The organism is Amycolatopsis sp. NPDC000009, from assembly GCF_055563465.1.
In genome coordinates this window covers 183355-195297 of the sequence record NZ_JBVHDI010000016.1, presented here as the reverse complement: position 1 = coordinate 195297, position 11943 = coordinate 183355, and the positions used below count along the sequence as shown (strand labels likewise).

Sequence of the window (11943 nt, the reverse complement as noted above, 5' to 3'; positions counted from 1 at the left end):
GCCCCCTTGTCTTGGTGGGGGGGTATCGCTGGGGCGGGTTGCGAAAGCCACTTTCGCAACCTTCAACGTTGCTAATGTGGCTTTCGCAACGTCGCACCGCCGCGGACCCGCGCAAAAGTAGTTTCGACTTTGACCATTTTCGCGGTACGGGGTTAGGGTTCGCCGATGGAGGACGTGGACGCGGCCGGACTCGACTTCTGGTCGTTCGTGGCGCTGGCGAACCGGCGCCTCGCGCACGAGTACGGCTTCCGGCACCAGCTGGCGACCGAGGTGCTGCTGACCCTCAATCGCGCCTCCGACCTGGTGACCTACGACCTCGAAGCCGCGGTGCACCGGCCGCGCGGCCGGTCGTGGTCGGCGTTCCGGCTGCTGTTCGTGGTCTGGCTCGCCGGGCCGCTCGAACCGACGAGTGCCGCCCGGCTGACCGGGATGAGCCGGGCGGCGGTGTCGAATCTGGTCAAGACGCTGGTCGCGGAGGGGATGCTCCACCGGGTCCCGGACGAGCACGACGGCCGTTCGGTGCGGCTGTCGCTGACGGAGGCTGGGCACGAGGAGATGGTCTCGGTCTTCCGTGAGCACAACGAGCGCGAATTCGGCTGGACCAACGCGCTGACCGAGACCGAACAGCGCATCCTGGTGATGCTGCTGGGCAAGCTGATCACGAGCCGCGCCGAGTTCGGCACCCGGAGCCGCAAGTAGGCCTTCCCGTCGCAGGGAAGACCCGACTACCCTGCCCCAGAGATAGTAAAAGCATGAACTAAATCGGCGAGGAGGAGACCATGGTGGACGGCGGACGGATTCCCGCGCTCTTCGCCGGGCTGTGCGACGACGCCGCGGTGTTCCCGCCGGGCCTGGCCCCTTTGCCGGACGCCGTCACGGCACACGACCAGCACCTCGATGCCTGGTACGCCGGTCTCGTCGGCCCGCTCGTCATCGCCGCCACCGCGCTCGGCGACCTCGCCGGAGTGCTGGGGGACAGGGCGAACCCGCTGCCGGTCTCGGTGACCCTCCCCGGCGGGCCGGCGCAGCTCGACGGCGTACTCGACGCCGTGGAGAGGCTCCCGGTGAAACTCGACGCGCTCGAGATCGCCGTCCCCGAGGGAATGGGCCCGGACGAGGTGCTCGCCGCGCTTTCCCGTGCCACCGCACCGGTCTTCGTCGAGATCCCGCGCGACGACCGGCGTCTCCCGTTGCTGAGCGCCCTTTCCGGCACCGGTCACCACGCGAAGTTCCGTACTGGCGGCGTCCGTGCCGATCTGTACCCCGGCGAAGCGGAGCTCGCCGCCGCGGTGCGGGCCGCCATCGGGGCGGGTGTTCCGTTCAAGGCCACCGCCGGGCTGCACCACGCCCTCCGCAACACCGACCCGGAGACCGGCTTCGAACAGCACGGCTTCCTCAACCTGATGCTCGCGACCGATGCCGCCCTCACCGATGGCGACGCCGAAGCCGTTCTCGCCGAACGAGACGGCGCCGTCGTCGCCGGACGGCTCCGGGAGCTGGACGCGGATCGCGTCGCCGCCCTCCGCGCGGCTTTCACGTCGTTCGGCACCTGCAGTATCACCGACCCCCTGACCGAACTGGCCGGACTCGGCCTGCTCGAGGCGCCCCGAGGAGAGGCATGACCACGATCGACATCCCCGCAGGCTCGCTGTTCGGGATCGACAACCTGCCGTACGGCGTGTTCTCCGTCGACGGCGATTCCCCGCGCGTCGGCGTCCGCGTCGGCGACTCCGTTCTCGATCTGGCCGCGGCGCTCGGCGACGACGTGTTCGCCGCGCCGACGCTGAACCCGTTCATGGCACAGGGATACGACCGCTGGGTGGCGGTCCGGGAGCGGATCCGCGGCCTGGTCTCCGGCGACGTCCCCGACGGCGCGGTCCACCCGGTCGAACGGGTGACCCTGCACCTGCCGATCGAGGTCGCGGACTACGTCGACTTCTACGCCTCCGAACACCACGCCTCGAACGTCGGCAGGCTCTTCCGGCCCGACGCGGAACCGTTGCTGCCCAACTGGAAGCACCTCCCGGTCGGGTATCACGGACGGTCCGGCACCGTCCTGGTCTCCGGTACGGACATCGTGCGCCCGAGCGGCCAGCGCAAGGCCCCGGCCGAAGCGGCGCCGGTGTTCGGGCCGAGCACGCGGCTGGACATCGAGGCCGAGATGGGCTTCGTCGTCGGCACCGGAACGCCGCTGAACACCCCGATCACCCCGGATTCCTTCCCCCGTCACGTTTTCGGCGCGGTCCTGCTCAACGACTGGTCCGCCCGCGACATCCAGGCCTGGGAATACGTCCCGCTGGGCCCGCACCTCGGCAAGAGCTTCGCGACGTCGATCTCCCCTTGGGTGGTGCCGATCCTGGCGCTGGAGGCCGCGCGGATCCCGCTGCCCGGCCAGACGGATCCGGAGCCGCTGCCGTACCTGCGGGAAAGCGACCCGTGGGGCCTCGACATCGATCTGGTCATCGAATGGAACGGCGAGGAGGTCAGCCGCCCGCCGTTCCGCGAGATGTACTGGTCGCCCGCGCAGATGCTGGCGCACCTGACGGTCAACGGCGCCTCTTCGCGCACGGGCGACCTGTACGGCTCTGGCACGATCTCCGGTCCGGAGAAGCACCAGCGCGGCGCGTTCCTCGAATTGTCCTGGGGCGGCAAGGAACCGCTCACGGTCAAGGGGGAGGAGCGCACTTTCCTGCTGGACGGCGACGAGGTCGTGATCACCGGGACCGCGCCCGGCGCGAACGGCTCGCGGATCGGGTTCGGCGAGGTGCGGGGACGAGTTCTGCCGGCGAACTGAGCCGACGTGGCGGCTGCTAGAGCAAGTGTGGTGTGTCGCGAAAGCCACTTTCGGGACGTCTGATGTCCCGAAAGTGGCTTTCGCGACAGGCTGCCGGTTGCCGATGGTCCGTGACCGGAGACCTGGCGTCAAAGTTGCCCCTCTGTCACTAGGGATCACACAGGTGGGGTGGTGAAGGGCCTCTTCGCTACTCTGAGGGTAGGGAAGGGGGCCTTCACGGACCGGTGAGCACCGCCCGGTACCGACGCCCCACCGTTCAGCTACCCGGAATCCCGTTGGGCGGCGGCCCGTCGTTCGCGGCGGAGTCGTCCGCCTTTATGGGTGCCTCGCCGAGGTCGGTCACCAGGACCGGTGTCAGATCCTTGCCGACGCCGCCCTGGAGTTCGACCACCGACATGCCGGAGATGCCCAGATGGCTGTCGCCGGTGTAGCGGAACGGCGCCAGACCCGGTCCCTCGAACGTCTTCCCGGACTGCTGGATCACCTCGACGAGACGCTCACGCGTCAGGTCCTTCCCGGCCGCCTTCAACGCCTGGACGAACGTGTACGCCTGCGCCATCCCGTAAATGCGGTAGTTCGTCAGGTCGCCGCCCTTGCCGTGCGCCTTCCAGACGTTCTGCCACAGCTTCGTCCAGGCGTTGTCCGGCGCGTCGACGCCGGGCAGGTACTCGGTGGTGACCACGCCGTCGATGAGCGACGCGCCGTTGGTGACCTTGCCTTCGGAGAACCGTGCGAGCAGTGATCCGACGAGCGCGGGATCGGAGCCGACGTTGCTGTAGAACCACTTCGGCTTGAAACCGATCTTCAGCGACGCCAGCTGGGAGAGCGCGGTGTACGACGGAACGGTGAAGCCCAGCACCAGGTCCACGCCCGCTGCCTTGAGTTTCGCGATCTGTGGCGCGATGTCGGTGTTGCCGGGCGAATACTTCGCGACCTCCACGATCTGCTGGCCGAGATGACGCCGGGCGCCCTTTTCACCGTCGCGGCCGAAGTCGTCGTCCTGGAGGAACAGGCCGACCTTGGCGTTCGGCAGGTTCTTCCGCACCCAGTCGCCGATGATCTTGCCTTCGATCTCGTAGTCCGGCTGCCAGCCGAAGGTGAACGGCGCCTTCTTCGGATCGTCGCCCCAGCGCAGCGAACCCGACGACACGAACAGGTCCGGCACCTTGGAGTTGTTCAGGAAATCGACGACGGCGCTGTGGGTCGGCGTGCCGAGGCCGCCGACCATCGCGAAGATCTCCTCCTTGAGCACCAGTTCGTCGGTGACGGCGCTCGTGGTGGTCGGGTTGTAGCCGTCGTCCTTCACCACGAACTCGATCTTGCGGCCGTCGACGCCGCCGTTCGCGTTCACGTAGTCGTAGTAGGCCTGATGACCGCTCGGGATCTCGCTGTAGCCCGGCGCGGCGACCCCGGTCAGCGGGAAATGCGCCCCGATCTTGATGGTCGTGTCGGTGACGCCGACCGTCGAACCCTTCTGCTCGCCCTCGGGTCTGCCGCCCGCGCCGCAGGCGGCGGTGACCGTGACGGCCAGGAAGACGGCCACGGCCTTGGTCCAGCGTTTCATGAAGTTCTCCTCCGGTGAATGAGTTTCCGCAGCCCGCCGGCGAGACCGGCGGGTGCGAGCAGCACGATCAGGACGGTGACCAGGCCGTAGATCAACGGCGCCAGATGCGCGGCCTGCACGTCGGACAGGCCGAGATCCGTACCCGCGCCGGTCACCAGCGGCGGCAGGAAGGTCAGCAGCGCGGCTCCCGCGAGCGCTCCGGTCAGGCTCCCGAGCCCGCCGAGCACCACCGCGGACACCAGCAGCAGCGACAACGTCAGCGCGAACCCGCTCGGCGCCGCCAGCCGCGCTGACAACGCCATCAGCGCTCCGGCCAGCCCGGCGCACCCCGCACTGACCACGAAGGCCCGCACCCGCGTGCGGCCGAGGTCGATCCCGGCGAGTTCGGCGGCCACGTCCTCGTCGCGCACCGCCCGCCAGTCGCGTCCGACGCGGCCGCGGGAAAGGTTCGCCAGCAGGACGAACACCACGATCACCGCGAGCCACGAAAGGTAAGCGAGGTAACGGATCGACGTGAGTTCCTGCCCGGTGACGAAGTACGCCGCGTCCGCCAGCCAGCCGGGGATCTCCGGCATCCGCACGGGTAAGCCCTGCTCGCCGCCGAGCGCTTCGCCGAAGAACAACGGGATCCCGGGGACCGCGACGGCGAGCGCGAGCGTCGCCCCGGCGAGATACGGCCCGTGCAGCCTGGCCGCGGCGACGCCCACCAGGGCCCCGACCGCCAGCGTGATCACCATCGCCAGCGCCAGGATCACCGGCAGCGGAAGGAATTCCGACTTCAGCAGGAGTGCCGTCGAGTACGCGCCGACGGCCATCAGGGCGCCGTGCCCGAGTGAGAGCTGCCCGTTGAGCCCGGTCAGGACGGTCAGGCCGCCGGCCGCGATCGCGAAGTACGCCATCGTGGTGAGCTGCGAGGTCAGGAACGGTCCGGAGCTTTCCAGGACCAGTACGACGACGACCAGCGCGGCGAGCGCGATCAGCAGAGTGCGGCGTGGCATGTCAGACCCTCCGCTCACGGACGCTCGCGAACAGACCACCGGGTTTCAGGAGCAGCACCACCATGAGCAGCGCCAGCGCGGCGAGCGGTACCAGTTCCGAGCCGACGTAGCCGCTCACCAGGCTCAGCGACAGGCCGAGGACGACGCCGCCGACGACCGCGCCGACCGGGCTGTCGAGCCCACCGAGCACCGCGGCGACGAAACCGTACACCACCACACCGTCCATATAGGACGGATGAACGAGGCCACCGCCGGCGATCAGCAGTCCGGACAGCGAACCGGCGAGCGCGGCCAGCGCCCAGCCGAGGGTGAGCATCCGCCCGACCCGCACGCCGAGCAGGCGCGCCACCTCCCGGTCGAAGGCGGCGGCCCGCATCCGCAGGCCCAGATCGGTGCCGCGGAACAACAGCACGAGCCCGATCAGCACCACCCCGACGGCGGCGATGGTGAACACGCCGAACCCGGTCAGCGCGATCGTCGTGTCGCCGACCCGGAAACCGGTGAGCCCGAACGGCGCCGGGAACGACCGGTACCGCGAGCCGAACACCAGCGCCGCCAGCGCGTGCAGCACGATGAACAGCCCGAGGGTGAGGATGACGGCGTTGATCTCGGGTTTCCCGGAGACGAACCGGATCACGAACCGTTCCACGAGCGCGCCGAGCACCAGGCCCGAAAGCAGCGCCACGGCGAAACCGGCCCAGTACGACCAGCCCGCGTCGATCAGGACCAGCGCGACGTAGGTGGTGATCATCGCCATCGGCGCCTGCGCGAAGTTCACGATCCGCGTCGCCCGCCAGATGAGTACGAGCGCCAGCGCGAATGCGGCGTAGACCACGCCCAGCGTCAGGCCGGTGAGCGCGGTGGTCAGCAGTTGCTGCACAGGGCTCCCTTTCTCCGGGGGTGACGCGCCGAGCCGGTCACCGGTGAGCCGTGGGGGCGTCGCGAAAGCCACTTTCGGGACGTCTGATGTCTCGAAAGTGGCTTTCGCGACATGGTCGTGTGGTCCACGGGGCTCCCTTTCAGAATCCGAGGTAGGCGTGCCGGAGGGCGTCGTCCGCGACGAGCGCGGCCGCGTCCCGCCGGACGACGACCTGACCGAGGTTGAGCACGACGCCGTGGTCGGCGATGGACAGCGCGCTGCGCGCGTTCTGCTCGACCAGCACGACGGCCAGCCCTTCGTCGTGTACGAGACCGCGCAGCACGCCGAAGATCCGCGTCACGATCCGGGGCGCGAGCCCCAAGGACGGTTCGTCCAGCAACAGCACCTTCGGCCGGGAGAGCAGCGCGCGGCCGATGACCAGCATCTGCCGTTCCCCGCCGGAAAGGACGTGCGCGAGACCGTTCTTGCGGTCGGCCAAGGCGGGGAAGAGGTCGTAGATCCGGCGGAGATCGGCCGCCGTCGCGCGGCCGCGTGCCCCGAGCGCGCCGAGCCGCAGGTTCTCCTCGACGGTCAGCTCGGCCAGCACGCCGCGGCCTTCGGGGACGTGCGCGAGCCCGAGGGCGGGAAGGTCCTCTGTGGACACTCGGTGCAAGTCTCGGCCCGCGAAGGAGATACCACCGCCTGTCGGCGGCACAAGGCCCGAGATGGTGCGCAACAAGGTGGTCTTGCCCGCGCCGTTCGCGCCGAGCACCGCGGTGATCTCGCCTTCCTCGGCCGAAAGGCTCACGGAATCGAGCGCGCGCACCGGGCCGTAGCCCGCCGAGAGGTTCTCAACGGTCAGCACCGGCCACCTCCTCGCCGAGGTAGGCCGCCTGGACCGCCGGATCCGCGCGGATCTCGTCCGGGGTGCCGCGGGCGATGACCCTGCCGAAGTCCAGCACCACGATCTCGTCGCAGACGCCCATCACCAGATCCATGTGGTGCTCCACGAGCATCACCGACATACGTTCGGTCAGGCCGCGGACCAGCGCGCCGACCTCGCCGATCTCGGCCGACGACAGGCCGCCCGCCGGTTCGTCGAGCAACAGCAGGTCGGGTTCGCTCACCAGCGCCCGTGCCAGCGCGACCCGTTTCCGCACCGGATACGGAAGGCTCGCGGGATACCGATGGGCGACGTCGGTGATGTCGAACGCCTCCAGTTGGGCCATCGCTCGCTCGGTCAGCGCCTTCTCGTCCTTCGTCATGCCCAGCAGCGAGGACCAGAAGCCGGATTTCGCGTGCCTGCCCGCGCCCGCGAGGACGTTGTCCAGCACGGTCATCCGGTCGAACAGGCCGAGTTCCTGCAGGCTGCGGGAGAGCCCGAGGCCGGCCAGCTGATGCGGGCGCAGCCGCCGCAGTTCCGCCCCGCGCCAGGTCAGCGCGCCGGTGTCCGGGCGGACGAAACCGCACGCGACGTTGAAGAGCGTGGTCTTGCCCGCCCCGTTCGGGCCGATCACCCCGAGCACCCGCCCCGGCGCGACGGTCAGGGAGACGTCCGACAAGGCGACGAGACCACCGAAGGTCACCGACACGCCGGACATCTCGAAGGTCGACAGGGTCACGCAAGAACTCCCAACGGAGAGAGGGGGTCCCGGCGCGGGCGCGCCGGGACCGAGGACACTCAGGCGTGCGGACACGTGTTCCGGTAGTCGCTGATCGTGCGGTCGTCCGGGGCGGGGCAGAGGAACTGCTCGTAGCGGGTGTCGTTGTCCACGAACCGCTTCAGCCACGAGATCGTGTACTTGGCCATGGTCGTGTTCGCCGTGTTCGGGAAGAAGTGGCTGGCGTTGTCCAGCTCCATGTACGCCTTCTCCGACGAAGCGGGAATGCTGGTGTAGAACGGGATCGAGTGCGACGCCACCGGCGCGACCGTGTCGGACTCGCCGCCGATGACGAACGTCGGCACCCGCAGCGAGGACCACGACTTCTGCGTGTTCCACGCCGCGAGCGGCACCGCGGCCTGCAGCGACGGCCGGTCCTGTGCCGCTTCGAGCGAGCCACCGCCGCCCATCGAGTGGCCCGCCACCGCGAGCCGGGTGGTGTCGACGCGGGAGCGGACGGTGCTGCGCTGGGTCAGGTAGTCGAGCGCGGCCAGCAGCTGGTCACCGCGGCTGTCGGGCTGGTCGTAGATCGTGTTGGTGTCGATCGTGAACACCACGAAGCCCTGCGAGGCCAGCCGCGGGCCCATCCACGCGATGCTCGACTGGGTCGCGGTGAACCCCGGCGAGATGGCGACCGCGCCGAACGTGCCCTGCGCGGTGCTGGTGGGGTAGTAGATGGTTCCGCCGCCGAAGCCGGTGACGGCCAGGCTCGACACGGAGGTCTGGGATACCGCGAACGAGCCGCGGGAGGCTTCGATGCTGCTTTCCGTCGGGTCGGGTCCTCGTTCGTAAGGGTTCTCGGCGGCGTAGGCCGCGGGGGCGACAGTGAGTGCCGCGACGGTGGCCAGTCCACAAAGGATCCGGGTCGTACTACGCATGGTGCCGTCTCCGTTCGCCGTTGAACACGGTCCGTGGTGATGGACTGTGGCAAACGGCCGGAGTGCGCTGCATCGGTGAAATCGCCAGTCTTGCTCCGCGACCGTTCCCGCCGGGCTCCTCGCCCGTACGATCGGCGATCGTGAACCCCTCAGCCGAGGACATAGTCCGCACAGCGGCGCGGTGGATCGATCGCGGCGTCCGCGTCGACACCTCCGCCTTCGCCCACGATCTGGGCATCTCGCGCAGCACCCTGTTCCGCCGCGTCGGCAACCGGGAAGACCTGCTCGGTGATGCCCTCTACTACCTGTCCGAGCGCACCCTGACGGCCGCCGCGCGCACCTGGGAGCGCGAAGAGGGCGACGTGGTGCGCAACGCGGCCGGTGAACTGCGCTGTCTTTCGATCATGCGCGAGTACCGGTCCGTGCTGGCGGCGAGTACCGGGTTCCGGCGCTTCCTCGACGACGAACCGGTGCTGGCGATCAGGCTGCTGACCGACCCGGACGGACGCGTCCAGCCGAGGGTGATCGCGGCGCACGTCGAGCTCCTTCGCCGCGACGTCGAGGCAGGCGGCTTCGAGCCCGCGGTCGGCTTGGACAGCCTCTGTTACGCCATCGTGCGGCTCGGGGAGGCGTTCCTGTACTCGGACGTCCTCGCGTCCCGGACACCCGATCTCGAAGCGGCGTCGACGCTGCTCGGAGCGCTCGTGGAAGGACGGGTGCCGAGCAAGACCTTGTGAAACACTTGCGCCTGGTGTTTCATCGAAAGGGATTTCGAGGAGGCGCCGATGCCTGTGTACCCGCTGCGGGGGAGGGACGACCTCTTCGGCGGGCTGCGGTCGGCTGACGGCCGCGCCGTGCTCGTCCGCGGTGCGGAAGGGCTGGGGAAATCCGCCCTGCTCACCGAGCTGCGCGCCACCCTCGGCGTCCGCCTCGTCGGTCTGCGGGGCCTGCGGGCGGAAAGCGAGCTGCCCTACGGCGCCCTGCAGCGGATGTTCGGCGCGCCGGTCTCCGGCGGCGCGGAGACGAGGGACCGGCTCGGCGCGGTTTCGGCGCCGACGATCTGCTGGGTCGACGACGCGCACTGGGTCGATCCGGAGTCCTTGGCGGCGCTCGGTTTCGCCGCCAGGCGACTGGCGGGCGCCCCGGTCGGGATGGTGCTCGCCTCGCGGTCCGGATCCGACGAGTTCGACTCCGTCGAGCTTCCGCCGTTGACCGATTCCGCCGCCGATCAGGTCCTGCGTGATCGCGGCGTACCCGCCGGGGTGCGCCCGCAGCTGGTCGAACTGGGTGGCGGGAACCCGGCCGACCTGGTCGCGCTGGCGGCTTCGCTGACACCCGCTCAAGCGGCCGGACGGGAGCCGGTTTCGCCGATCCTGCGGGAGCGTCTGTCTCGTTACGCGGCCGAGCTCGACGCGATGCGGCTCGACGAACGTCTGCGGTTTCTCGCCACCTGCATGGACTTCTCCGCGAGGAAGGCGACCTGGTACGCGGCGGCTTCCCCGGCCGACCGCAGGGCGGCGCACGCGCGGCTGGCCTCCGCCGAGGAGGGGCCCGACGCGCTCTGGCATCGCGCGATGGCCGCCGCCACGCCGTCCGAGCCACTCGCGGACGCGCTCGCCGCGGCACCGGCGCTGGATCACGCGGCCGCGGCCAGGCAGCTCGAACGCGCCGCCGCCCTGACCGCCGATCCGGCCACGCGGGCGGCCCGGCTGCTGGCGGCGGCGGACGCGGCCTGGCAGGCGGGCAGACCGGGCTGGGCGCGCCTACTGCTGTCCAAAGTAGACACCGAACCGGGTGCGGTGGCGTTGCTGCACGGGGAGATCGAGCTGCGTGACGGCGATCCCGCCGTCGCCACCCACGAACTGGGCGCGGCGGCGGAACTGCTGCCCGATCCGGCGGGCGCGCTCCTGCTGGCGGGTGAGGCGCGGAGGCTCGGTGGTGACCTGAGCGGCTACCGGGCCCTCGCCCGGACCGTCCCGGCGGGCGACGAGCTGGCCTCCGCGCATTTCCACGGTCTGACCTCGGTTTACGCCGGCCGTCACGAGGACGCCGTCGCTCCCTTGACGGACGCCGTCGCCAAGGGGATGGCGGGCTCGGACGTCGCCGGGGCCGTCTGGGCGGCCGAAGCGGCCTTCGCCCGCGGGCATGCCGAACGGGCGCACGAATACGCGGCAGCGGCCGTGAGCCGCGCGCGCCTCGGCAAACGGCACGCCGAGCTGCCGTGGGCGCTGATCTACCTGTCGCTCTCGGCCATCGCGCTCGACCGCCTCCCCTGTGCGCGGGCGGCGTCCCGCGACGGGCTGCGCGCACCGCACAACCTGCGGATGGAGCATCTGACGTTGCTGGGCTTGGCCGCCGCCCTGCTCGGTGACCGCGTACCGGAGCTGGACGAGGCGGCCGAGGGGATCGCCGAACGCGGCCTCGGCAGGCCCGCCGCGGTCGCCGCGTGGGCGAACGCCTGTCTGGACCTGGCCGAAGACCGGCCCGACGACGCGTTGAGCAGGCTCGAAGATCTCGCCTCGGGTGTGTCCGGCGACCAGCCGGTGATCCGGGTGCTGGCCACGCCGCAGCTCGTCGAAGCGGCCGTCTGTTCCGGGCGGCCCGAACGCGCGCCGGCCGCGCTGGAGGTGTTCGACCGCTGGACCCTCGCGGGCGCGGAACCCTGCTGGCTCGCGCTGAGCCACCGCTGTCACGCGCTGACCGCGCCGGATCCGGAGACCGCGGAACGGCGATTCCGGCTGGCCATCGAAGCGCACCGGCGGGCGGGCGGCGCGATGGAACTCGCCAGGACCCGGTTCGCGTACGCCACTCTGCTGCGAAGGCGCCGCCGGACCCGCGATGCCCGCGACCAGTTCCGCGATGCCTTGCGGGGCTTCGAAAACGTCGGCGCCGCCCGCTTCGCCGAACGGGCGAGGGCCGGGCTGCGGGCGACCGGCGAGACCGTCGACTCGCCGCACCGTTCGCTCGCCGGGCTCACCCCGCAGCAGGACGCCATCACCCGGCTGGTGGCGGCGGGGGAGACGAACAAGGAGATCGCGCGGCGGCTGGTGATCAGCCATCGCACGGTGGATCACCACCTGCGGAACATCTTCACGGCACTGGGGGTGCGGTCCCGCGTGGAGCTCGCGCGCCGCGTCACCGCCGGGGAGCGAACTGCTCGTGAGTGGTAAGGACGGTTAGAACCGTCCT

General features: G+C 70.3%; 11 protein-coding genes. 5 read left to right on the top strand and 6 right to left on the bottom strand.

Translation table 11 applies throughout. The features are described from left to right. Positions 1 to 165: 165 nt before the first annotated feature. The 3 genes from ACZ3HL_RS32915 (at position 166) to fahA (ending at position 2794) form a co-directional block, all read left to right on the top strand. A complete protein-coding gene (locus tag ACZ3HL_RS32915; protein ID WP_465412883.1) occupies positions 166 to 699 on the top strand; it encodes a MarR family winged helix-turn-helix transcriptional regulator in 534 nt (177 codons plus the stop codon). Between the two features lie 80 nt (positions 700 to 779). After that, positions 780 to 1622, top strand: a complete 843-nt coding sequence (locus ACZ3HL_RS32910; RefSeq protein ID WP_465412884.1) for a hypothetical protein — start codon at positions 780 to 782, stop codon at positions 1620 to 1622. Next, on the top strand, positions 1619 to 2794 hold the full coding sequence (fahA, locus tag ACZ3HL_RS32905) for a fumarylacetoacetase (RefSeq protein ID WP_465412885.1): 1176 nt from the start codon (positions 1619 to 1621) through the stop codon (positions 2792 to 2794). Before ACZ3HL_RS32910 ends, fahA begins: the two co-directional genes overlap by 4 nt. Before the next feature lie 256 nt (positions 2795 to 3050). Here fahA and ACZ3HL_RS32900 read toward each other — a convergent pair whose 3' ends face one another. The 6 genes from ACZ3HL_RS32900 to bdeA all read right to left on the bottom strand — a co-directional run bounded on the left by ACZ3HL_RS32900 (position 3051) and on the right by bdeA (position 8754). Continuing rightward, positions 3051 to 4358, bottom strand: coding sequence for an ABC transporter substrate-binding protein (locus ACZ3HL_RS32900; RefSeq protein WP_465412886.1), 1308 nt, complete (start codon positions 4356 to 4358; stop codon positions 3051 to 3053). Beyond that, positions 4355 to 5356 (bottom strand): branched-chain amino acid ABC transporter permease, encoded by a 1002-nt coding sequence (locus tag ACZ3HL_RS32895; RefSeq protein ID WP_465412887.1) that lies wholly within the window; start codon positions 5354 to 5356, stop codon positions 4355 to 4357. The genes ACZ3HL_RS32900 and ACZ3HL_RS32895 overlap by 4 nt, the downstream gene beginning before the upstream one ends. 1 nt (position 5357) lies before the next feature. Next, positions 5358 to 6236 carry a branched-chain amino acid ABC transporter permease gene (locus tag ACZ3HL_RS32890; protein ID WP_465412888.1) on the bottom strand — a complete coding sequence of 293 codons (879 nt, stop codon included), beginning with the start codon at positions 6234 to 6236 and terminating at the stop codon, positions 5358 to 5360. A gap of 139 nt (positions 6237 to 6375) precedes the next feature. Continuing rightward, the gene (locus ACZ3HL_RS32885; RefSeq protein ID WP_465535257.1) at positions 6376 to 7080 is read right to left on the bottom strand and encodes an ABC transporter ATP-binding protein; all 705 of its coding nucleotides are present in this window, start codon (positions 7078 to 7080) and stop codon (positions 6376 to 6378) included. Then, positions 7067 to 7837: an ABC transporter ATP-binding protein gene (locus ACZ3HL_RS32880; protein WP_465535256.1), complete on the bottom strand. Its 771-nt coding sequence runs from the start codon at positions 7835 to 7837 to the stop codon at positions 7067 to 7069. Before ACZ3HL_RS32880 ends, ACZ3HL_RS32885 begins: the two co-directional genes overlap by 14 nt. A gap of 59 nt (positions 7838 to 7896) precedes the next feature. Then, positions 7897 to 8754 (bottom strand): bis(hydroxyethyl) terephthalate hydrolase, encoded by an 858-nt coding sequence (gene bdeA, locus ACZ3HL_RS32875; RefSeq protein ID WP_465535255.1) that lies wholly within the window; start codon positions 8752 to 8754, stop codon positions 7897 to 7899. Between the two features lie 140 nt (positions 8755 to 8894). Here bdeA and ACZ3HL_RS32870 point away from each other — a divergent pair, with 140 nt between their 5' ends. Continuing rightward, positions 8895 to 9491: a QsdR family transcriptional regulator gene (locus tag ACZ3HL_RS32870; protein ID WP_465412891.1), complete on the top strand. Its 597-nt coding sequence runs from the start codon at positions 8895 to 8897 to the stop codon at positions 9489 to 9491. 48 nt (positions 9492 to 9539) lie between these two features. After that, on the top strand, positions 9540 to 11924 hold the full coding sequence (locus ACZ3HL_RS32865) for a helix-turn-helix transcriptional regulator (RefSeq protein ID WP_465535254.1): 2385 nt from the start codon (positions 9540 to 9542) through the stop codon (positions 11922 to 11924). Positions 11925 to 11943: the final 19 nt, after the last annotated feature.